Origin of the sequence: Paraburkholderia sp. GAS206C, assembly GCF_050435645.1 — a bacterium.
GTDB lineage: Bacteria > Pseudomonadota > Gammaproteobacteria > Burkholderiales > Burkholderiaceae > Paraburkholderia > Paraburkholderia phenazinium_B.
Genome location: NZ_JBNDKR010000004.1, coordinates 18,287 through 39,214 on the forward strand (window position 1 = coordinate 18,287; position 20,928 = coordinate 39,214).

The window sequence follows — 20,928 nt, forward strand, 5'->3', positions numbered from 1 at the left end:
TCGCCCTCCCCTAACCGGCTGCTGCCGCAGCCCGCGACATGCACGGAGTAGTTTCAATGCTTGAGTTCACCAGCGTACTAACAAACGACAATGTTCGGTTGAATGTGGTTCAGAGCGGAAACCCGCGCGGGTCAGCCATTGTGTTCATCCACGGCATCTCGCAGTCGTGGATGTCGTGGATCGCCCAGTTGACCGACCCCTCGCTGCGCGCGAAGTACAGGATGGTGGCGTTCGATCTGCGTGGTCACGGGACGTCACAGGGTTCTTACGCGGCGGTGGACGGCGTAAGTGCCCGGCCCGGGGCGCAGATCGATACAGCACACGGCGACGGGCAGCCTGGGAACGCGACTGCGCTGGCAGCGGCCGATCTGCATGCGGTAATCGACGGCCTGGGCCTGAGCGCGCCAACGGTGATTGGCTGGTCCTACGGCGGAACCGTGCTGCAAGACTACATTGCCGCACAAGGTGGGCTGGCTGGCATCGGCAAGGCCGTCCTGCTGGCAACCTCCCCCGTCGTCCTCGCGCCGGGGAATGCCGATGGGGGCGCCGATACCGTGTTTAGCGCCGGCGCCATCACGACGCTGTTGAAAACGACACCGATCAATCCCTATACGGGGGAACTCAACAGTCATACTGACATTGCAGCAGGACTGACCGGCTTCGTCGAACTGTGCTACCAGGACGAGCTATCGCGAGCGGCGCCAGGCGAGGCACAGGTACAAGGTGTCACGGGGTTCAATCTGTTCACTCCCGCGGCAGTACGGCTCGCCATTATTGGCCGCGTGTTCGACCACCGCCCGACGCTTGCAGCCCTGAGCGCAGGCGACAAAGCCCGCATCCGGATCGTTTCGCCACAAGGCGATAAGGTGCTGCAGGCCGCCCGTATCGATCACTACTGGCAGGAAACTGGACTTGCGCTCGACGCTGTGGCTGGCGAGGGTCATCTTTTCCATTGCCGTAATGCTCAGACGTTCAATACCATGGTGGCTTCCTGGGCTGGTTAGCGTTGCTAACTATTTGCGATGCACTTCCGGACCAGGCTCCGCCATGTCGCCAGGAGAAAGGCAACTCACCCTCATTCCTGGGTCGGTCGCCTCTATGTCGCCTACCGGAATCGCTCGGGACGAAACGGATAGGGATCGGCAACAGGCGTTGCGCCAGTCATCATTTCCGCCAGCAGGCGGCCTGACACGGGGCCGAGTGTCAACCCGTGATGGTTGTGGCCAAACGAGAACCAGAGCCCGCGATGACGAGGTGCAGCTCCGATAACCGGCCGCATATCCGGCGTACAGGGACGCAGGCCAAGCCAGGGCGCGTTGTCCAGCCGCTGGCCGAGGCCGAAGATGGGTCGGGCAATTTGCTCCGCCCGACCCAGTTGAATGCCCGTCGGCGCCGCCTCACGTCGGGCGATCTCCACGCCGGTCGTCAACCGCAGGCGTCCTTGCATGGGCGCGATCACGTAGCCTTTCTCCGTGTCGACAAGCGGCACGGAGAGCATCGCCCGGGTGGGCTCGTAATGCATGTGATAACCGCGCTTCGCCCGCAGCGGTATGCGATAACCGAGCGGTGCGAAAATCTTGTCGGACCATGGTCCGAGGGCTACTACAACCTCCCTGGCGCTGACCATGCCTTGCGATGTCTGCACGGTCCATGCGTCGGCCTGCTGGCGCAGCGTGGTCGCCTCGCCGGTCAAAAGCTGGCCGCCACCTTCCTCGAACAGTCGCGCGTAGCCCTTCGTCAACGCGCCGGGGTTGGCAACGCTCGCCGGATCTTGCCAATGCAACGCGCCACTGAATCCCGGTGCGAGACCGCATTCGCGCGCCTGGAGTGCGGCGGCATCGAGCGGCGTCACGCGCAATCCATGGGTACGCGCTTTCGCTTCGGCTACTGCGGATTGCCGTTCAAATTCTGCCTCCGTACGGAATGCCTCGAGCCAGCCGCCGTGATGCACGAGGCTGGCAAGGCCTGCGCGTGCGATCAACGCATCGTGTTCGACGACGCTTCGCCGGATCAACGGAAACATGTCACGCGCAGCAGCTTCGAGGCGGCTCGGGGACGACTCCCACCAGAAGCGCGCGAGCCACGACGCAAACGTCGGCAGCGCCTTATAGTCCCAGTAAAGGTCCGTCGATTGATTGCGCAGATAGCGCAGCAGCGTAGCGGGATGGCGTGGAAAGGCGTACGGGACCACAGACGAACTTTCGATCAGCCCGGCATTGCCGAAGCTGGTCTCCTCACCCGGGCCGCGCCGGTCGACGAGTGCCACGCGGCGTCCGCGATCCTGCAGATGCAGCGCGCTCGACACGCCAACCATTCCGGCTCCCAGCACGATCACATCGAAATCCATACGCCCGCTCCAATGCCATGCCACTCATTACTTCGCGATGATGTCGCGCTTGTGCGTCAACGACAACATCTCCGTGTTCGAGGACATGAAGCATCTCATCGATCGCGCGGTTTCAGGCGCCGGAGTGCTGCCAACTACGTTGCCAACGTTCCTGGCATGGAACGGCGATCCGCCCCGCTCATTGACGGCTCGCCGCTCCAACCTCGAGCAGCGCCAGCGCCGGCCGCACGACTCCCTCCAGCAGCGCACGGTCCGGCCTGGTCCGGGCAAGCACCCGTATGCCGAGATGAACGCCCAGCAGCAACCGCGCAAGATCGTCGGCGGACTGTGCAGTCGAAATCTCGCCGGCCTGCTGGCCGGCGTGCACACAGCGCCGGAAAAACGCTTCTACGGCCACCAGCACGTTGGCGATCGTCGCCTGAAAGCCCGCGTCGTGTGGCGCGACCTCGAGCGCCGAATTCACCAGCAGGCATCCCTTACGATCCCTGTCGCTAACCGAGCGTTCGACAATCTCCCGAAAGAACGCCCTGATGGCATCGAGCGGCGGCAGGTTGACCTCGAATCTCGACACCCGGTCGCCGAAGCTTCTTGCAATGTAGTGTGTCAACGCCCGCTCGAACAACGAGCGTTTGTCCCCAAACGCGTTGTAAAGACTTGCCCCCGTTATTCCCATGCACTGAGCGAGATCCCGCACAGTAGTCGCCTCGTAGCCATAGACCCAGAACTGGTGGGCGGCGGCATCGAGGACCTCATTTTCATCGAATTCCCGTGGTCGAACCATGCTCCCTCCAGCCATCGTGTCGCGTCTCGCCGGTCGCGATTGCAACGTCACATACATTGCGATATTCTAAATCATCCGATCTAAAATAACCTGATGTGATGGCAAAGCTCCTTTGCCATCACACCACAGCCATCACGCATCCATCTGGCGGCCTGAGAACGCAAGGCACAGGAACATCATGACCGTGTACTCCGCAGAGGAGCGTCTGAGAACATTGTTTGTCGCGGGCCTTGCAGGCGACGCATCGCAGTACCGCGCATTCCTGTCCGAACTGACGCGTCACCTGCGAGGCTTTCTTCGCAAGCGGATTCCGCAACTTCACGACGACGTCGAGGATCTCGTCCAGGAAATCCTGCTAGCCGTGCATAATGCACGTCATACGTACCGTCCGGATGAGCCGCTGACCGCGTGGGTCCACGCGATCGCGCGTTATAAACTTATGGATTTCTTCAGAACGCGTGCGCGACGGGAGTCGTTGCACACGCCCCTTGACGAGCACGATGACATTTTCGCCGAGGTCGACGACGAACCGGCCAACGCCCGCCGCGATATCGGGAAACTGCTGGACCACCTGCCGGACAAGCAGCGGCTCTCGATCGTGCACGTCAAGCTGCAAGGACTTTCGGTTGCGGAGGCCTCCCGGTTGACGGGGCTATCGGAGTCGGCCGTCAAGGTCAGCATCCACAGGGGGCTCAAGGCTCTGGCCACATACGTCCGGAGAATCGCATGAGAACGGATGATCTCGTCGGACTGCTCTCGACCGGCATCACGCCCGTAAAACGTGGCACTGCGGGCCGTCGGTTCGGCATCGCCCTGCCGCTCGCCGCTATTGGCGCGACGCTATTGATGGCTACGGTATTTGGCATTCGCCCCGATCTGGGCGCCATCGTCAAAACCGCGATCTTCTGGGAAAAGCTCGCGTTCCCGCTATGCATCGCAATCGGCGCCCTGGTTGCGACCGTGCGGCTGGCACGCCCCGGCGCCAGGATTGGAGCCGGATGGCCTGTCATGGTGACGCCGGTGGTCATCGTCTGGATTGCCGCAATGGTGGTCGTCGTCAGTGCCGCGCCGCAATACCGCTTGCCGGCGATACTCGGGCAGACCTGGCGCACCTGCCCATTCAATATCCTCCTGCTGTCCGTTCCGGGTTTCATCGCCATCTTCTGGGCGGTCAAGGGACTGGCTCCTACCCGGCTACGATTGGCTGCCGCCATCTCTGGCCTGCTGGCGAGCTCGACCGCCACGGTCGCGTACTGCTTTCATTGCCCCGAGATGAGCCCCGCGTTCTGGAGCGTCTGGTACGTGGCCGGCATGCTGCTTCCAGTCGCGCTCGGGGCCGTTCTGGGCCCCAAACTGCTTCGGTGGTAGGCGACGGTAATCGACACCGGGAATGCTCTGCCGGCTCGTTGATCGGGCCGCCTGCTTTCGTCGCACCGTAGCGCCGAATGCAAAAAAATAAATTTTCCCTGTAACCGGACATCTCCAGATCACGAATTAGATGACGTATCCAGCACGGGTACTCCTCTATTTCAACTTCTGGAGAATTTCCATGTCCGCCAAAGCCACTGTCAGCTCCACCCTGCTCGCCGGCGTCGTCGCAAGCCTGCTCGCTTCGGCCGCCCATGCAGCACCGCTCACCAGTGCGGAAGCTAGTGCCGCTGTCGCCGCTCACAAGGAAAAGTGCTACGGCGTCGCCCTGAAAGGTCAGAACGACTGCGCCGCCGGTCCCGGCACCACCTGTCAGGGTACGTCCGCGATGGATTTCCAGGGCAACTCATGGAAGTTCGTTCAGGGCGGCACCTGCACGAATATCCAGGTGCCCGGTGGCGGCCACGGCTCGCTGACTCCGCTGAAGTCCTGATCCTCCCGACCGCAAAAGCCAGCACAGGACAGGAGGCGGCCATGACCGATTTCACCCGAACGACGCATCTCGGACCCGACGGGCGCGGCCGTCCTCCTCATGCACCGGCCGCCGTGCAGCACCTTGTCGGTACCAGTTTCAAGCACGAACATCTTGCCGATATTTTCGCGGACGGACTGAAAGACGGCTTCTTCGAAGTCCACGCAGAAAACTATATGGGGGCTGGCGGTCCGCCGCATCGGCTGCTTGCTGCGATCCGCGAGCACTATCCGCTCTCGATCCACGGTGTGTGCATGTCGATCGGCGGCCCTGGCGCGCTGGATGCGGCTCATCTCGCGCGCTTTCGCGATCTGGTTGTACGCTACGAACCCGCGCTGGTGTCAGAGCACCTCGCATGGTCCTCACATGGCGGCCAGTTTTTTAACGACCTGCTGCCTTTGCCGTACGCAAAAGAAACGCTCGAGCACGTGTGCGAACACATCGAGCAGGTGCAGAACGCGATCAAACGCCCCATCCTTCTTGAGAATCCGTCGACCTATGTCGCTTTCGCGTCGTCGACGATGAGCGAAACCGACTTCATCCGCAGCGTCGTTCAACGCACCGGTTGCGGCTTGCTGTTGGACATCAATAACGTTTTTGTCTCGGCAACCAATCACGGCTTTTCAGCCGCGGCGTATCTCGACGAATTGCCGTTTGATCAGGTGGGCGAAATACATCTGGCCGGACATAGCGAGCAACGCGACGACGAAAACGAACTGCTGCTGATAGATAGCCACGACCGCGCTATTTCTGAGCCCGTCTGGAATCTGTATAGGGATGTCGTATCGCGTACTGGACCAAGGCCGACGCTGATCGAATGGGACAGCAACCTTCCTGCCTGGCCCGTGTTGCGAGATCAGGCCATGACCGTCCGGCAGATCATCGTCGAACACGAGACGTCACTCGCGGAAGCGCCTTGCCATGGAGGTTGAAAATCGTCGGTGCCTCTCGTACGCGTTACCGCCCCCAGTCGGTACGCGGTACATGGGGTATCTGTTGTTCCTCGTACAGCCGGTAGACAAGCTCAAGCATTTCCCGAATGTCGCGCGACTCGTCCAGCGCACGCATGCTCATTATGATTGGTGATACAAGCGTGGGGTCGTCCAGTTCCTTGTAGCTCACGTCGTCACGCTTGAGGCCATATACGCTGCTGGGAACGACAGCAATTCCTTCCCCCGCGGCTACGAGACCCAGTGCAATCTGTAGCTCCCGTACTTCGTATATCCGGCGCGGCTTGAGCGCACGGTCGTGGAAGGCCGAAAGCACCTGGTCTGCATAGCTGGGTCGCGGCGCCTTGGGGAAAATAATCAGCGTCTCGTTGACCAGATCTCCAAGCGCGAGGGCTGGCTTGACGAGAGAAAGTGGATGCCCCTCGGGCAGCGCCACAATCATCTTCTCCTCACGAAGAATCACCCGGCGGATATTCGCATCCTCATGACGGATACGCCCAAATCCGATATCGATTACGCCGTCTTTCAGCGCTCTGAACTGGTCCATCGTCGACATCTCGTGCAGACTGAGTTCGACGGTCGTGTTCTCGTCGCGGAAGCGCCGGATGATTTTCGGCAGCATTCCATACAACGTCGAACCCACAAAACCGACCGAAAGGCTGCGCTCGATGTTGCCCACGCGCCTCGTCATGGATTCCAGTTCGGCTGTCTGAGCCAGCACCTGCACTGCGTGGGAATAGAAGAACTTGCCCGTCTCGGTCAGCTTCAGCGGACGCGAGTTGCGCTCGAATAGCTGCACGCCAAGGATCTCTTCCAGTTGTTGTATCTGACGACTCAGTGGCGGCTGGGCGATATGCAACCGCTGCGCCGCACGCGTGAAATTGCGCTCCTCGGCAACGGCCACGAAATAGCGAAGGTGTCGCAACTCCATCTCTATACCTCCAGGATATAGCCCGATACCCAATCAGTGTTGGACGGTGCCTTTTGGCGTCCATTATTCTGCATTCACAGGGCGTTTCGTAACCCGATTATACCTTTCAGGCATTCTGGGCCACCTTGCATCAAGGGTTAACCCGGCAAAAAACATTCAGGGCAAGGACAACCAGATTGTCCTTCGCCTGGAGCACGCATAGAGGAGCACACATGTCAGCCATCATCGACAAAGCCAGACAGCTGGATGAGCTGCTGCACACCGCTGTTCAGGAGGACAAAGGAAGTGGCGTATTCCGTTGCCGGCGCGACATCTTCACCAACGCCGATCTGTTCGAGCTCGAGATGAAACACATCTTCGAGAACAATTGGGTGTACCTGGCGCACGAAAGCCTGATTCCCAACCACAACGATTACTACACCACGTGGATTGGCCGTCAGCCCGTGGTTGTCACTCGCGACAAGAGCGGTGAACTGCACGCCGTCATCAACGCCTGCGCGCACAAGGGTGCGATGCTGTGCAGACGAAAGCACGGCAATAAAGGCAGCTTCACCTGTCCGTTCCACGGCTGGAGTTTCTCCAATACAGGCAAGCTGCTGAAGGTGAAGGATGCGAAGACCACCGAATATCCGGTGCAATTCAATACCAATGGCTCGCATGACCTGAAAAAAGTCGCTCGTTTTCAGAACTATCGCGGCTTCCTTTTCGGCAGCCTTAACGCGGACGTTTTGCCGCTGGAGGACTACCTCGGAGAGGCCAGGATCATCATCGACCAGATCGTCGACCAGGCGCCAGACGGACTCGAAGTACTGCGCGGCAACTCCTCGTACATCTACGACGGTAACTGGAAGATGCAAATGGAGAACGGCTGTGACGGCTACCACGTCAGCACCGTGCACTGGAACTACGCCGCGACGATGGACCGGCGCAAGGTCGATGGAACCAAGGCAGTGGATGCGAACGGCTGGAGCAAATCGGTAGCGGGCGTGTACGGGTTCGAACACGGCCACATCCTGCTGTGGACCAACACGATGAATCCCGAAGTGCGCCCCGTCTACCAGCATCGCGAAGAAATCGCGGCGCGCATCGGTGAAGCGAAGGCGAAATTCATCGTCGGCCAGACCCGGAACCTGTGCCTGTATCCGAACGTGTTTCTGATGGACCAGTTCAGTACGCAGATTCGCGTAGTGCGCCCGCTCGCCGTGGACAAGACCGAAGTCACCATCTTCTGTTTTGCGCCGAAGGGTGAAAGTGCTGCCGAACGCGCTACGCGGATCCGCCAGTACGAGGACTTCTTCAACGTCACGGGAATGGGCACCGCAGATGACCTCGAAGAATTTCGCGCGTGCCAGGCCGGTTATGCCGGGACCGCTGCGTTGTGGAACGACCTTTCGCGCGGCGCGCCGTTGTGGGTCGACGGCCCGGACGAGAATGCCCGGAGCATGGGTCTCAAGCCGCTTGTTTCAGGCGAGCGTAGTGAGGACGAGGGGCTCTTTGTGTGCCAGCACGAATACTGGGTGCAAGCGATGAACCAGGCACTGAAGAAGGAGCAAGAGGAGGCGCTGACATGAGTTTCGACTACCAGACAATCTGCGCCACCCTGTACCGTGAAGCGCGTCTGCTCGATGACCGTCAGTGGGACGAGTGGCTGGCCTGCTACGCGGAGGACGTTTCCTACTGGATGCCGGCATGGGACGACGACGACCAGCTTACCGATGACCACGAGAGCCAGATCTCACTGATGTATTACCCGGATCGAGGTGGCCTTGAAGACCGCGTGTTCCGCATCAAGACCGAGCGCAGCGGTGCATCGATGCCTGAACCGCGCACCAGCCACAGCGTGACGAATGTGGAAGTGATGGCCGAACGTGGCAATGAAGTCGATGTGCGCTACAACTTCAACACGCTCAATCACCGCTACAAAACCACTGACCATTTTTTCGGCACGATGTTCGTCACCTTGCGAAAGGCCAATGACGACCTGCTGATTTCCAGCAAGAGAATCGTGCTGAAAAACGACTACATCCGCCAGGTGCTCGACATCTATCACGTTTGATTGGCATGTCGGGACGGGTGGGAAATGAAGGAGACAACATGTCCAGCTACAACATTGCCCTGAATTTCGAGGACGGCGTGACCCGTTTCGTGGAATGCAATGCCGGCGAAAAAGTGCTCGATGCGGCCTTTCGCGCGAGGATCAACCTGCCGATGGATTGCTCCGATGGCGTGTGCGGCACCTGCAAGTGCCGCGCCGAAAGCGGCCAATACGATCTGGGCGACGATTATATCGAGGACGCCCTGAGCGACGACGAGAAGAACAGCGGTCTCGTCCTCACCTGCCAGATGGTGCCGCAAGGCGACTGCGTGATTGCGGTACCAGCATCGTCCCATGCCTGCAAGACCGGGCAGAGCCGGTTCGCCGCGACGGTATCGAAGGTCGAGCAGCACAACGATGCTGCCGTCGTTCTCGAACTCGAGGTGGAGGCAACGGCACCGGCATTTCTGCCGGGCCAGTACGTCAATATCGATGTTCCCGGCAGCGGCCTCCATCGTTCGTATTCCTTTTCGTCGGCGCCCGGTGAATCAAGAATCAGTTTTCTGATCAAAAAGATCCCCAATGGCGTGATGAGCACCTGGCTCGAATCGGCACAGCCAGGCAACAAGGTGGAGCTGACCGGGCCGCTTGGCAGTTTCTATCTGCGTGCCGTGCAGCGCCCGTTGTTGTTCCTCGCCGGCGGTACGGGCCTGGCGCCGTTTCTGTCGATGCTGGAAGTGCTGGCGCGCGCCGCTACGCAACAGAAGGTTCACCTCATTTATGGCGCGACGCGGGATCTCGACCTGGTGCAGGTCGATGCCATTGAATCGTACCTGGAAAAGTTGCCGAATTTCACCTACAGCACCGTCGTGGCCAGCACGGACTCGGCCCATCCCCGCAAGGGCTGGGTGACGCAGCACATCCCGGCAGAGGCCTTGAACGATGGCGATGTCGACGTCTACCTGTGTGGGCCACCGCCGATGGTCGATGCAGTCCGCAAGTATTTCGACGACAACGGCATGAAGCCCAACAGCTTCTACTACGAGAAGTTCACGCCGAACGCAGCATCGGGGACCCCATGAGCACGCAACGATTTGCCGGCAAGGTCCTGGTGGTCACCGGTGCAGCACAGGGCATTGGTCGCGCTGTGGCACTTCGTGCGGCCGCCGAGGGCGGCAAGGTGCTGTTCGTCGACCGCGCCGACTTCGTCTGCGAAGTGGCCGCCGAAGCGAACGGCGCTGACACGGCGGGATTCGTTGCCGACCTCGAAACGTATGAGGGCGCCGCATCTGCGATGGCTTTTGCGGCGCGGCAGTTTGGCGGCATCGATATTCTGGTCAACGGTGTCGGTGGTGCGATTCGCATGCGTCCGTTCGCCGAGTTCGAACCCGCACAGATTGACGCGGAAATTCGCCGCTCACTCATGCCGACGCTGTACGCCTGCCATGCTGTGCTGCCTCACCTGCTTACGCGCGGTAGCGGAACCATTGTCAATGTTTCATCGAACGCCACGCGGGGTATCCGCCGCGTGCCGTATTCGGCGGCCAAGGGTGGTGTCAACGCGATGACGCAGTCGCTGGCAATGGAATACGCGGAGCACAACATCCGCGTCGTCGCTACTGCGCCTGGCGGGACCGACGCGCCTCCCCGGCGCGTTCCTCGCAATCTGGCCGGCGACAGCGAGCAGGAAAAAGTCTGGATGGGCGATGCGGTGAAGCAGGTTACCGACTCGACCTTTTTGAAGCGCTACGGCAGCATCGACGAACAGGTCGCGCCCATTCTGTTTCTCGCTTCGGACGAGGCGAGCTATATCACCGGTACGGTGCTGCCGGTCGCGGGCGGCGATACAGGCTGACCGACAGGTGCACTTCCGTCTTCTCTAACGGCACCGGGAATGCTCTGCCGGCTCGTTGATCGGGCCGCCTGCTTTCGTCGCACCGTCGCGCCGTAGCGCCGAATGCAAAAAAATAAATTTTCCCTGTAACCGGACACCTCCAGCGCACGAATTAGATGACGTATCCAGCACGGGTACTCCTCTATTTCAACTTCTGGAGAATTTCCATGTCCGCCAAAGCCACTGTCAGCTCCACCCTGCTCGCCGGCGTCGTCGCAAGCCTGCTCGCTTCGGCCGCCCATGCAGCACCGCTCACCAGTGCGGAAGCTAGCGCCGCTGTCGCCGCTCACAAGGAAAAGTGCTACGGCGTCGCCCTGAAAGGTCAGAACGACTGCGCCGCCGGTCCCGGTACCACCTGTCAGGGTACGTCCGCGATGGATTTCCAGGGCAACTCATGGAAGTTCGTTCAGGGCGGCACCTGCACGAATATCCAGGTGCCCGGTGGCGGCCACGGCTCGCTGACTCCGCTGAAGTCCTGATCCTCCAGACCGCAAAAGCCAGCACAGGACAGGAGGCGGCCATGACCGATTTCACCCGAACGACGCATCTCGGACCCGACGGGCGCGGCCGCCGTCCCCATACGCATGCTACTGCGCAGGAGCTCAGCCATGCAGCCTGAAAACCGTTCGCTCCGGTACGCCGCAGCGTTTGCACCGGGACTGATTGACCCAGCGATCGCGGCGCCTGAAGACCTGGTCGCCGCAGCGGGGAAGCGTGTGGTCAAGCGCTATAACGTCTATCGCAACAACGTGACGGTCAGCCTTATCGATGCACTGGCCGCCGTCTACCCCGCTGTGCAGAGAATTACCGGCGTCGACTTCTTCAGGGCCATGGCCCGTTTCCATATCCGCGCGACGCCTCCCGCTTCGCCGCTACTGTTCGAGTATGGGCGCGACTTTCCTGCGTTCATCGAATCGTACGAATACGCCCGCGAAATGCCGTGGCTTGCAGACACGGCGCGCATCGAGCGCGCGTGGCTGGATGCCTATCACGCGGCCGACCTGCCTGCACTCGCCACCGAGGCGTTCGGCAATATCGAACCCGCGGCGCTGGCCGGGTTGCGTTTCAGGCCGCATCCCGCGGCGCAGATCGTGCGTTCGGTCTATCCCGCTGTCACCATCTTCGCGATGAATCGCACTGAAGGTCCTGTTTCCGCGGTGCATTCGAACGAACCTGAAGATGCGCTCGTGACGCGGCCGGGATACGACGTCATCGTTTCCCGCCTGCCGGCGGGAGGTGCCGCGTTCCTGATCGCCCTTCTCGCGGGCGAGTCACTCGGCGAAGCAGTCGCGTCTGCGTTTGAAGAAGCCCCTTCCTTCGATCTCCATGCCAACCTGGCAGGGATGATCTCGGCGGGCGTATTTTCCGCCGTTCAACTTGGAGATTGACCCAAATGACGTCCGACACCCAACAGGCAAAACCGCCATTTCCAGGTGCGGTGATATCCGCGATTGCCATGGCGAAGAGGTTCATACAACATCTCGCGCAACCGTGGCTCGTGCAGTTCGTGCTTCGGATTGCGCTCGCCGTTCCTTTCTGGAAGTCAGGCATCCTTAAGTGGCACGGCTTCCTGCAACTGAACGACACGGCAATCGACCTGTTCACGCAGGAGTTCCAGTTGCATCTCCCTGGCGGCCCCTATCCGTTTCCCGCCCCTGCGGTTTTTGCGTTCCTGTCGGGCTGCGGCGAGGTAACGTTCCCGGTATTGCTCGTGCTGGGCTTCGGAACCCGGTTCGCCGCCGCCGGCCTGATACTGATGACATGCATCATCGAACTGACCGTCCCGGAAGGCTGGCCGATCCATCTCACGTGGGTGGCCATGGCACTGGCTATTGCCGCCTGGGGACCGGGCCGCATATCCATCGACTATCTGCTGGGTGACAGGTCGTTCAGGCCCTGACCCGAAGTTTTCATCGAATCGTTAGGCTGTTCTCCATTGGACACCATGAGAACTTCAGATCTGATACTCAGGCTGACCGAGCGTCTGACGACGATCGATCCGGACGCCGTTTCGAAACGGCTCAACCGGTCGCTGAGCGTGGGTCTTGCCGGCAGCACGGCTTTGCTAGTGGTCATTTACGGCATCCGCAGCGACATGCCGCAATTGCTGTTGACGACGATGTTCTGGATAAGACTCGCGTTTCCGGTCGCGATACTCATCACCGCGTTGAAACTCGCCGGGCGTCTTGGACACCCCGGCGTACCCGTCAAGCTGGCGTGGTTCGCGGTTGCGCTGCCCTTCGTTGCTGTGCTGCTCGTTGCTTCGTTCATGCTGCTCGCGACTCCGCGCGGCTATCGGCTGGAACTGATGCTGGGCACAACATGGCGAGTCACCACGGCCAATATCGTTCTGCTCTCCTTGCCTCCGCTTGCAGCCGCGATGCACGCCATGAAGGGGCTGGCCCCGACCCGCCTCGCGCTTGCGGGCGCCGGCGCTGGGCTGCTCGCCGGCGCGCAGGGTTCGCTGGTGTATTGCCTTTATTCCTCGGAGATGTCCGTGCCGTTCTGGGGTATCTGGTACGTACTAGGTGTTGTATTAACCGCAGGCATCGGTACTGCATTTGCTCCGTTCTACTTAAGGTGGTAGCCGGGCAAGCCTAAGGGCAGGCCACGCCACAGGAAAGCGGGTCTCGAGATCAATACGGGTTGCACGCGCTGACCGGACAAGGAGTCAACGCCTGTTGCAGCCCATACGCAAAGGATAAATCGTGAAGGCTATTGGTCACCTCAGGATCGGCGTTCGCCTTGGAATCGGATTTGGCGCGACGCTCGCCCTGCTATGCCTCGTAGGCGCGCTTGGACTCGCGCAGGCTTCCCGCATTTACGACGGCACGCAGGAGCTCGCAACCGATCTCCTTCCCAGTGTCCAGCGGCTGGGCGATATCCGGGCGCTCGCCGACGAGGTCCGCCAGGCTTCCCTGAGTTACCTGATCGCCACCAGTTCCGCCGAGCGTCAGTCGCAGCGGTCGAAACACGACGCCGCGCTGAAAGAACTTTCGCAGGTGTGGCCCCAGTACGAGGCGGTGGTCGGCTCTGCCGAGGAACTGCAACTCTCGAACCAGATCAAGGCAGCATGGACCTCCTACCTTGCGCTGGACAAACGGTTAAACGAGTTCTCCGACAGCGGAGATGAACATTTCAGCGACGCCCGCTCATTCGCCGGGGGCGAGTCTTCGAGCGCATTCAGCAAGGTCACCGCACTCATTGCGCAGGATATTGCCCTGAACAGTCAGGGCGCAAGCGACTCCAGCGAGCAGGCTGCGGACGCCTTCCATAACGCCTCGCTGTTTACCGGCGCGCTGACCGGAATAGCGATCCTGTTGAGCCTCGTGATTGCGTTCGTCATTACCCGCTCCATTACGGTTCCCATTGGCTCGTCCGTGAAGATTGCCCAGACGGTCGCGCAAGGCGATCTCACCTCGCAAATCGAAGTGAGCGGCAAGGACGAAACGAGCCAGCTACTGCGAGCGCTCAAACACATGAACGAAAGACTCGCCGAACTGGTAGGCCAGGTGCGTTCGGGCAGTGACAGCATCGCGACGGGCGCTGCGCAAATCGCAGCGGGCAATGCCGATCTGAGCCAGCGGACCGAAGAACAGGCTGCGTCGCTCGAGGAAACCGCAGCAAGCATGGAGGAACTGGCTTCCACCGTCCGGCAAAACACCGAAAGCGCCCGGCAAGGCAACGCACTCGCGGCAAACGCGTCCGATATCGCGCAGCGTGGTGGCGACGTCATGGGCCGAGTAATCGGCACCATGCAGACGATATCGGAAAGCTCGGCCAGGGTGACCGATATCATCGCGGTGATCGAGGGTATCGCCTTTCAGACCAACATCCTCGCGCTCAACGCATCGGTCGAGGCGGCGCGTGCGGGGGACCAGGGGCGCGGTTTTGCTGTCGTCGCTGCAGAAGTGCGGACCCTCGCACAACGAAGTGCCCACGCTGCCAAGGAGATCAAGGAGCTCATTACACACTCGGTCGAGCGTGTGAAGGCCGGTTCGAATCTCGTCAACGAAGCTGGCGCGACCATGGACGAAGTCGTCCGGGCGGTCAAGCGTGTCTCCGACCTGATGGGAGAGATTACGGCGGCATCGCTAGAGCAGGATGCCGGTATCGAACAGGTCAATATCGCCGTGGCTCAGATGGACCAGGTGACGCAGCAGAACGCTGCGCTGGTTGAAGAAGCCTCGGCCGCCGCGCAGTCGGTGTCGGCACAATCCAGCACGCTGCGCGAGGTCGTGTCGATCTTCAGGCTAGGAGCGGAGCCTGCGGTGAACAGCGCGTCGCTCGCGTAGCATCACTCGTCCCGCGTTTGCGCGGTTGGTCCCGAAACTGTATCTACGCCTTCCAGCCTCCACCCAGGGCCTTGTATAGTGTGATCAGATTGCTCAGTTCTGCAAAGCGGTCGTTGACCAGTTGCTGCCTTGCCGTATACAACGTGCGTTCGGCATCCAGCAGGACCAGAAAACTATCGGTCCCCGTGCGATAACGGGCTTGCGCCAGATCGTCGTAGTGCGTCGAAGCCGCCACGTACTCGCGATCCGCCGCCACCTGGTCCACGTAGGTGGCGCGCCCGGCCAGCGCGTTCGCCACTTCCTTGAAGGCAGTCTGAATCGCCTTTTCGTAATTGGCGACTTCGATCTGCGTCTCTATCTTCGCCGCGTCGAGCGTGGCCCGATTGTTCCCGTAATCGAAGATGGGCAGCGTCACCGTAGGTGCGAAGGTCCATGCGCCGGTCGCTGCCTTGAACAGGCCCGACAGCGCGGTGCTGGACGTCCCCGCCGCCGTCGTCAGCTGGATAGATGGAAAGAAAGCCGCGCGGGCCGCGCCTACGTTCGCGTTAGCAGCCTTCAGCGTATGTTCCGCTTCGACGATGTCGGGGCGCCGGGTCAGCAGGTCGGACGGCACACCGGCACTCATAGGCGGCAACTGCGAGGCTTCCAGCGCTTCGCTGTGAAGCAGTCCGTCGGGAATCGGGCAGCCGATCACCGCCACCAGATTGTTGAAGTCCTGCGCCACCGCACGCTGGTCGGCGATCAGGCTCGAACGCACGCTTGCATACTCGGACTCAGCCTGCCGCACATCCTGCATTGAGGCCGTACCGATCCGCTCGCTTTGCAGATTCACCTGATAGGTTTGCCGGTCGGCTTCGGCTGTTGCTGTCGCCACCTCGAGCAGCGATTGATCGGTCAGCCACTGAAAATAATCGGTTGCGACGGTCGCAATCAGGCTGATGCGCGTGCTGGTCTGCGAGGCGTCAGTCGCCAGATATTGCTCGAGCGCCTGATGCTTGAGGCTGCGTAGACGCCCGAAAAAATCGACCTCCCAGGAAGTCTCGCCAAGCGTCACGCTGCTTTCTTTCGTGGTAACGCCGATCTCGCGATAGTTGTCCACCGCTCCTGTTGCATCGATTGTCGGCAGGAGTGCCGAACGAGCGATGCGGTATTGTGCCTCGTATTGGGCCACCTTCAGCGCAGCCACCCGCATGTCGCGATTGTTTTCAAGCGCCAGCGCGATCAGATTCTGCAGCGCGGGATCCTGGAAGAAGGTGTGCCAATCCACGTCTGCTGCGAGAGGCGCAGGGGATTGCGCAGCCACGCCGGCCCCGGAGGCTGACGCACTGGCCGCCACGCCCGCCGCATCCGTCCAGGCCGCCGCCACTGGCGAAGGCGGGCGCAGGTAGTCAGGCTCCAGGGTGCAGGAGCACAGGCTGATGACGCATAACACGCTGCCAAGAATATGCCGCTTCATTGCTCGGTCTCCGCCGGGTTCGTCGTGTCGGGATGCAACTTGCGCTCCTTGAATACCTTGCGCACCAGAATAAAGAAGAGCGGCACGTAAAAGACTGCCAGCAGCGTCGCGCCAAGCATGCCGCCCGTCACTGCCGTGCCGATCGCACGCCGGCTCTCGGCGCCGGCGCCACCGCTGAAAACCAGCGGCAATACACCGAACACGAATGCAATCGAGGTCATCAGGATCGGCTTGACCCGCAAGCGCGCCGCTTCGAGTGCCGCATCCATCAGATCGCGGCCCTGTTCGTGCAGCTCCTTGGCGAATTCGATGATCAGAATTGCATTCTTGGTGGCGAGGCCGATCGTCGTGAGCAGTCCTACCTTGAAGTAAATATCGTTGGGCATGCCCCGCAGCGTCACGGCAAGCACTGCGCCCAATGCGCCGAGCGGCACCACCAGCAGGACCGCGAATGGCATGCCCCAGCTTTCATACAGGCCGGCCAGACACAGGAACACGATCACGATCGAAATGCCGTAGAGATACAGCGACTGCGAGTTGGACAGGACCTCCTGATAGGATTGGCCGGTCCATTCCACGGAAAACCCCTTGGGTAGTTGCGCGGCGATTTTCCCGATCGCCTTCATCGCGTCGCCGGTACTTGCGCCCGGCCCTGTCTGCGCGGTCATTTCCATCGCCAGCATATGGTTGTAGCGCTCGATCTGCGGCGACCCGAAAGTCCAGCGGGTGGTCGAGAAGGCAGAAAACGGCACCATCTGGCCATCGAAATTGCTCGGTCCGGAACCGGAGACCAAAACAGCTCCGTCCGCCGCGGCGGTACGCACATACCATTGCCCGATATCGTCCGGCATCATCCGGTACGGCGCATCAGCCTGCACGAACACGCGCTGGATTCGCCCCGTGTCGATGTAGTTGTTCACGTAGGACGAACCGAAGGCGATTTCGAGCGTGTTGTTGATGTCGGCGATCGACAGACCAAGCGCGCTGGCCTTCTCACGATCGATATCGACATGGAACTGCGGCGTGTCATCCAGTCCGGCCGGATGCGTCATCGCCAGTGCGGAATTTTTTGCGGCGAGACCCATCAACATGTTGCGAGCCTGAAGCAGCCGCTCGTGTCCCAGCCCCGCCCGATCCTCGACCTCGAAATCGAGGCCGCTCTGGTTGCCGAGGCTAGGAATCGCCGGCAGGTTCACAGCAAATACCTGTGCGTCGCGCAAAGAGGCGAAATGGGCATTCGCGCGGTTCAGGATTGCATGCGCCTGCTGATCGGTGCCGTCACGCTGACTCCAGTCCTTCAGGCTGACAAACAGGATCGCATTGTTCTGGCCTTGTCCATTGAAGCTGAATCCATCGATCGCCAGTACCTTGTCGGTGCCTGGTTCATGATGCAGAAAGTAGTCCTCAGCGAGCCTGACCGTGCGGTCCGTCACGGACAGCGGCGTGCCGACCGGCGTCGACACCAGCACCACCACGACCCCTTGATCCTCGTCGGGCAGATAGGATGTGGGCAGCCCGCTCATGAGCCAGGCGAGTGCCGCGACGATCACGACGAAAAGAAACAGGAAGCGCAGCGGACGCGCGAGAAAAGCAGCCAGCCAGCCGCGGTAACGTTCAATGCCATGCTCGATAAAGCGGGCAATCCGCCCGCTGTGAGCGGCATCGCCGGCGCTGACCGGCTTGAGCAGCGTGGCGCATAAGGCGGGCGTCAAGGTGAGCGCCAACAGCAACGAAAGCACCATCGCCGCCACGATCGTGACGGAGAACTGACGGTAAATGCCTCCGGTCGCCCCGGAGAAAAAGGCCATCGGAATGAACACCGCGGTCAGCACGGTCGTGATCCCAATCAGTGCACCGGTGATCTGCTTCATGGCCTTGCGTGTCGCTTCGCGCGGCCCCAGACCTTCTTCGCGCATCATCCGGTCGACGTTCTCGACCACCACGATGGCGTCGTCGACCAGCAAGCCGATCGCCAGCACCACGGCGAACATCGAGAGCACGTTGAGCGACATGCCCGCGACCCAAAGCACGATACAGGTACCAAGCAGCGCAATCGGAATCACTACGGCCGGAATCAGCGTGGTGCGCACACTGCGCAGGAAAACCAGCATGACGAGAAACACGAGGACCACCGATTCGATCAGGGTCTTCATGACGTCCACAATCGAGATCTTCACGAACGGTGTCGTGTCGAACGGGTAGTCGACGTCGACGTCCGCGGGTAGTTGCGGTTTCAGCTCGTCCACGCGTGCGCGCACGGCCGCCGCCACCGCCATCGCGTTGGCGCCTGTGGCCAGCTCGATGGCAAGCGCTGCGGCCGGCCTGCCGCCCATGCGGGACACGATGTCGTAGGTGTCGCCGCCAACCTCGACGCGGGCAACGTCCTTCAACCGCACCTTGGCGCCGCTGCTATTGACGCGCAGCAGGATGTCGCCGAACTGGTCAGCAGTGCGCATCAGGCTCGATGCGGTGATCGTCGCGTTGATCGCCTGGGACGCGGTCGCCGGCGTCCCGCCCAGTTCGCCAACCGAGGTCTCGACGTTCTGGTTGGCGATCGCGGTCGTCACATCGCTCGCCGTCAAACCGAAGCTATGCAGCTTGATCGGGTTCAGCCAGATGCGCATCGCGTGCTGCGGGGAGAACAGGTTCACACCGCCGACGCCGTTGATTTCGGTGATAGGGTCCTGCAACTGACTCGCCAGCAGATTGCCGAGTTCGATCGAGTTTAGCCGTCCACTTCGCGAAGACAGCGACACCACCATCAGGAAACTGCTGCTTGCCTTGGAAATGTTGATGCCCTGCTGCTCGACCACCAGCGGCAACAACGCGGACACCTGGCTCACCTTGTTTTGCACCTGCATCTGCGCGATGTCGGGGTTGGCCCCTGGATCGAGCGTCAGTGAGATCGTGGCCTGGCCCGCATTGCTGCTGGTGGACGACATATAGAGCAGATGGTCGATGCCGCTCAGACTCTGCTCGATCACCTGCGTGACGTTGGCGGCCACCGTATCGGCCGAGGCGCCCGGATAGGTCGCCACGATCTGGATCACGGGAGGCGCGACCGACGGATATTGTTCGATCGGCATCGTGCGCAGCGCCAGCACGCCAGCGATCATGATGACGAGCGCGATGACCCAGGCCAGTACCGGCCTATCGATGAAAAAACGTGCCATTTCGTCCCCGCTTAACTGTGTACGGCTGCACTGCTAGCCGCGGGAGCGTTGGAAGCCTGGGTGTCGGTCACCTTGACCGGCGCGCCATCCTGAAGCTGGTTGGCTCCGCTAATCACCACCCGATCGCCGGCCTTCAGGCCCTGCGAAACGATCCACCGGTCGCCGTAGGCCGTATCGGCCTTGACGGGCGCCTCATAGGCCTTGCCATCGTGACCGGCCACCCAGACCGTCGCCCGGCCGTCCGCGGTCCGCGTGACGGCCAGTTGCGGAACCAGCATCGCCTGCTCATCGACGCCCTCTTCCAGCTCGGCCCGCACGAACATGCCGGGCAACAGTTCGTGCTCCGGATTGGGCACGACCACACGCAGAATGACCGATCCGGTAGTCTGATCGACGGTGATGTCCGAGAAGGCCAGCGTCCCCGGCTGCGGATAGTCGGAACCGTCCTCCATGACGATGTGCACAGTTGCGCCCTGGTTACCCGCCTGCTTCAGACGGCCAGCGTTGAACTCCTTTCGGAGTCTTAACCAGTCGACGCTCGGACGGGTCACGTCGAGATACATACGGTCGATGGTCTGGACCGTGGCGAGCGCCGTAGTTTGCTCCGCGGTGACGAGGGCGCCGGCGGTCACGCTGGACACGCCGATCTGTCCCGAGATCGGACTCGTGATGCGCGTATAGCCGAGATTGATGCGCGCGGATTCGAGCGAGGCTCGATCAGCAAGCACGTCAGCCTGATCTTCGTTGACGACGGCGATGGCGTCGTCGTAATCCTGCTTGCTGACGCCGTTAATCTTGACCAGTTCCGCAAAGCGACTCGACTTCGCCTTCGCGTCCGACAACGTGGCTTCGGCCTTCGCGAGTACACCCCGGGCCTGATCATAGGTGGCCTGATACATCGCCGGATCGATCTGATAGAGCGGCTGGCCAGCCGTTACCTCAGCGCCTTCGGTAAACAGACGCTTTTGCACGATGCCGGAAATCTGCGGACGCACGTCGGCCACATTGAGGGCAGACAGGCGTCCTGACAACTCGGTCCGCTCGACGATTTTTTGCGGCGTCATGACCAGAACGCCGACTTCGGTTGCAGATGCGGCGTCGCCCGCGCCGCCGGCCAGATGTTTGCCGCAGCCACCGAGCGCCAACAGGAGCAGCATCGCAGCGAG

At 61.1% G+C, this 20,928-nt stretch carries 20 protein-coding genes; 14 read left to right on the forward strand and 6 right to left on the reverse strand.

Translation table 11 applies throughout. The annotated features are described in order from the left end of the window. The first annotated feature begins 56 nt into the window (after positions 1 to 56). A complete protein-coding gene (locus P3T20_RS12305) occupies positions 57 to 1,004 on the forward strand; it encodes an alpha/beta fold hydrolase (RefSeq protein ID WP_074264547.1) in 948 nt (315 codons plus the stop codon). A gap of 101 nt (positions 1,005 to 1,105) precedes the next feature. On the opposite strand, the gene P3T20_RS12310 is transcribed toward P3T20_RS12305, so the two are convergent. Together P3T20_RS12310 and P3T20_RS12315 are read right to left on the reverse strand one after the other, a co-directional pair. After that, a complete protein-coding gene (locus P3T20_RS12310) occupies positions 1,106 to 2,347 on the reverse strand; it encodes an NAD(P)/FAD-dependent oxidoreductase (RefSeq protein ID WP_074264546.1) in 1,242 nt (413 codons plus the stop codon). Positions 2,348 to 2,525: 178 nt separating this feature from the next. After that, entirely contained in the window at positions 2,526 to 3,128 is a 603-nt protein-coding gene (locus P3T20_RS12315; protein ID WP_074264545.1) for a TetR/AcrR family transcriptional regulator, read from the reverse strand. A 178-nt stretch (positions 3,129 to 3,306) separates the two neighbouring features. Here P3T20_RS12315 and P3T20_RS12320 point away from each other — a divergent pair, with 178 nt between their 5' ends. From P3T20_RS12320 to bufB, 4 genes are all read left to right on the forward strand, one after another. After that, a complete protein-coding gene (locus P3T20_RS12320) occupies positions 3,307 to 3,858 on the forward strand; it encodes a sigma-70 family RNA polymerase sigma factor (RefSeq protein WP_074264544.1) in 552 nt (183 codons plus the stop codon). Beyond that, positions 3,855 to 4,496, forward strand: a complete 642-nt coding sequence (locus P3T20_RS12325) for a DUF1109 domain-containing protein (protein WP_074264543.1) — start codon at positions 3,855 to 3,857, stop codon at positions 4,494 to 4,496. Before P3T20_RS12320 ends, P3T20_RS12325 begins: the two co-directional genes overlap by 4 nt. Before the next feature lie 181 nt (positions 4,497 to 4,677). Continuing rightward, positions 4,678 to 4,989 carry a BufA1 family periplasmic bufferin-type metallophore gene (locus P3T20_RS12330; protein WP_074264537.1) on the forward strand — a complete coding sequence of 104 codons (312 nt, stop codon included), beginning with the start codon at positions 4,678 to 4,680 and terminating at the stop codon, positions 4,987 to 4,989. Positions 4,990 to 5,030: 41 nt separating this feature from the next. After that, the gene (gene bufB, locus P3T20_RS12335) at positions 5,031 to 5,960 is read left to right on the forward strand and encodes an MNIO family bufferin maturase (RefSeq protein ID WP_083611409.1); all 930 of its coding nucleotides are present in this window, start codon (positions 5,031 to 5,033) and stop codon (positions 5,958 to 5,960) included. A gap of 25 nt (positions 5,961 to 5,985) precedes the next feature. On the opposite strand, the gene P3T20_RS12340 is transcribed toward bufB, so the two are convergent. Beyond that, positions 5,986 to 6,909, reverse strand: coding sequence for a LysR family transcriptional regulator (locus P3T20_RS12340; protein ID WP_074264542.1), 924 nt, complete (start codon positions 6,907 to 6,909; stop codon positions 5,986 to 5,988). A 212-nt stretch (positions 6,910 to 7,121) separates the two neighbouring features. Here P3T20_RS12340 and P3T20_RS12345 point away from each other — a divergent pair, with 212 nt between their 5' ends. The 9 genes from P3T20_RS12345 to P3T20_RS12385 all read left to right on the forward strand — a co-directional run bounded on the left by P3T20_RS12345 (position 7,122) and on the right by P3T20_RS12385 (position 15,133). Next, on the forward strand, positions 7,122 to 8,480 hold the full coding sequence (locus P3T20_RS12345; RefSeq protein WP_429286992.1) for a Rieske 2Fe-2S domain-containing protein: 1,359 nt from the start codon (positions 7,122 to 7,124) through the stop codon (positions 8,478 to 8,480). Further along, positions 8,477 to 8,965 carry a benzoate 1,2-dioxygenase small subunit gene (gene benB, locus P3T20_RS12350; RefSeq protein WP_429286993.1) on the forward strand — a complete coding sequence of 163 codons (489 nt, stop codon included), beginning with the start codon at positions 8,477 to 8,479 and terminating at the stop codon, positions 8,963 to 8,965. Before P3T20_RS12345 ends, benB begins: the two co-directional genes overlap by 4 nt. A gap of 38 nt (positions 8,966 to 9,003) precedes the next feature. Next, the gene (gene benC, locus P3T20_RS12355; protein ID WP_074264539.1) at positions 9,004 to 10,026 is read left to right on the forward strand and encodes a benzoate 1,2-dioxygenase electron transfer component BenC; all 1,023 of its coding nucleotides are present in this window, start codon (positions 9,004 to 9,006) and stop codon (positions 10,024 to 10,026) included. After that, the gene (gene benD / locus P3T20_RS12360; protein WP_074264538.1) at positions 10,023 to 10,799 is read left to right on the forward strand and encodes a benzoate diol dehydrogenase BenD; all 777 of its coding nucleotides are present in this window, start codon (positions 10,023 to 10,025) and stop codon (positions 10,797 to 10,799) included. Before benC ends, benD begins: the two co-directional genes overlap by 4 nt. 206 nt (positions 10,800 to 11,005) lie before the next feature. Beyond that, the gene (locus P3T20_RS12365) at positions 11,006 to 11,317 is read left to right on the forward strand and encodes a BufA1 family periplasmic bufferin-type metallophore (protein WP_074264537.1); all 312 of its coding nucleotides are present in this window, start codon (positions 11,006 to 11,008) and stop codon (positions 11,315 to 11,317) included. A 129-nt stretch (positions 11,318 to 11,446) separates the two neighbouring features. Further along, the gene (locus tag P3T20_RS12370; RefSeq protein WP_074264536.1) at positions 11,447 to 12,226 is read left to right on the forward strand and encodes a DNA-binding domain-containing protein; all 780 of its coding nucleotides are present in this window, start codon (positions 11,447 to 11,449) and stop codon (positions 12,224 to 12,226) included. Positions 12,227 to 12,294: 68 nt separating this feature from the next. Next, positions 12,295 to 12,738 (forward strand): DoxX family protein, encoded by a 444-nt coding sequence (locus P3T20_RS12375; protein WP_429287161.1) that lies wholly within the window; start codon positions 12,295 to 12,297, stop codon positions 12,736 to 12,738. A 45-nt stretch (positions 12,739 to 12,783) separates the two neighbouring features. Further along, entirely contained in the window at positions 12,784 to 13,425 is a 642-nt protein-coding gene (locus P3T20_RS12380) for a DUF1109 domain-containing protein (protein WP_074264534.1), read from the forward strand. A 121-nt stretch (positions 13,426 to 13,546) separates the two neighbouring features. Further along, a complete protein-coding gene (locus tag P3T20_RS12385) occupies positions 13,547 to 15,133 on the forward strand; it encodes a methyl-accepting chemotaxis protein (protein WP_074264533.1) in 1,587 nt (528 codons plus the stop codon). A gap of 43 nt (positions 15,134 to 15,176) precedes the next feature. On the opposite strand, the gene P3T20_RS12390 is transcribed toward P3T20_RS12385, so the two are convergent. Genes P3T20_RS12390 through P3T20_RS12400 form a run of 3 tightly spaced genes read right to left on the reverse strand, consistent with a single transcriptional unit; the run spans position 15,177 to position 20,919 of the window. Further along, complete coding sequence (locus P3T20_RS12390; RefSeq protein ID WP_074264532.1) at positions 15,177 to 16,589, reverse strand: efflux transporter outer membrane subunit; 1,413 nt, start codon at positions 16,587 to 16,589, stop codon at positions 15,177 to 15,179. Next, positions 16,586 to 19,762, reverse strand: coding sequence for an efflux RND transporter permease subunit (locus tag P3T20_RS12395; protein WP_074264531.1), 3,177 nt, complete (start codon positions 19,760 to 19,762; stop codon positions 16,586 to 16,588). The genes P3T20_RS12390 and P3T20_RS12395 overlap by 4 nt, the downstream gene beginning before the upstream one ends. Positions 19,763 to 19,773: 11 nt before the next feature. Then, positions 19,774 to 20,919 carry an efflux RND transporter periplasmic adaptor subunit gene (locus P3T20_RS12400; protein WP_254368835.1) on the reverse strand — a complete coding sequence of 382 codons (1,146 nt, stop codon included), beginning with the start codon at positions 20,917 to 20,919 and terminating at the stop codon, positions 19,774 to 19,776. Between the last annotated feature and the right edge of the window lie 9 nt (positions 20,920 to 20,928).

Coding starts and splice junctions, on each gene's coding strand:
- P3T20_RS12325 (WP_074264543.1), top strand. CDS start 3,855: ATGAGAACGGATGATCTCGTCGGACTGCTCTCGACCGGCATCACGCCC.
- P3T20_RS12330 (WP_074264537.1), top strand. CDS start 4,678: ATGTCCGCCAAAGCCACTGTCAGCTCCACCCTGCTCGCCGGCGTCGTC.
- bufB (WP_083611409.1), top strand. CDS start 5,031: ATGACCGATTTCACCCGAACGACGCATCTCGGACCCGACGGGCGCGGC.
- P3T20_RS12345 (WP_429286992.1), top strand. CDS start 7,122: ATGTCAGCCATCATCGACAAAGCCAGACAGCTGGATGAGCTGCTGCAC.
- benB (WP_429286993.1), top strand. CDS start 8,477: ATGAGTTTCGACTACCAGACAATCTGCGCCACCCTGTACCGTGAAGCG.
- benC (WP_074264539.1), top strand. CDS start 9,004: ATGTCCAGCTACAACATTGCCCTGAATTTCGAGGACGGCGTGACCCGT.
- P3T20_RS12320 (WP_074264544.1), top strand. CDS start 3,307: ATGACCGTGTACTCCGCAGAGGAGCGTCTGAGAACATTGTTTGTCGCG.
- P3T20_RS12365 (WP_074264537.1), top strand. CDS start 11,006: ATGTCCGCCAAAGCCACTGTCAGCTCCACCCTGCTCGCCGGCGTCGTC.
- P3T20_RS12375 (WP_429287161.1), top strand. CDS start 12,295: ATGGCGAAGAGGTTCATACAACATCTCGCGCAACCGTGGCTCGTGCAG.
- P3T20_RS12315 (WP_074264545.1), bottom strand. CDS start 3,128: ATGGTTCGACCACGGGAATTCGATGAAAATGAGGTCCTCGATGCCGCC.
- P3T20_RS12395 (WP_074264531.1), bottom strand. CDS start 19,762: ATGGCACGTTTTTTCATCGATAGGCCGGTACTGGCCTGGGTCATCGCG.
- benD (WP_074264538.1), top strand. CDS start 10,023: ATGAGCACGCAACGATTTGCCGGCAAGGTCCTGGTGGTCACCGGTGCA.
- P3T20_RS12380 (WP_074264534.1), top strand. CDS start 12,784: ATGAGAACTTCAGATCTGATACTCAGGCTGACCGAGCGTCTGACGACG.
- P3T20_RS12305 (WP_074264547.1), top strand. CDS start 57: ATGCTTGAGTTCACCAGCGTACTAACAAACGACAATGTTCGGTTGAAT.
- P3T20_RS12400 (WP_254368835.1), bottom strand. CDS start 20,919: ATGCTGCTCCTGTTGGCGCTCGGTGGCTGCGGCAAACATCTGGCCGGC.
- P3T20_RS12310 (WP_074264546.1), bottom strand. CDS start 2,347: ATGGATTTCGATGTGATCGTGCTGGGAGCCGGAATGGTTGGCGTGTCG.
- P3T20_RS12390 (WP_074264532.1), bottom strand. CDS start 16,589: ATGAAGCGGCATATTCTTGGCAGCGTGTTATGCGTCATCAGCCTGTGC.
- P3T20_RS12340 (WP_074264542.1), bottom strand. CDS start 6,909: ATGGAGTTGCGACACCTTCGCTATTTCGTGGCCGTTGCCGAGGAGCGC.
- P3T20_RS12370 (WP_074264536.1), top strand. CDS start 11,447: ATGCAGCCTGAAAACCGTTCGCTCCGGTACGCCGCAGCGTTTGCACCG.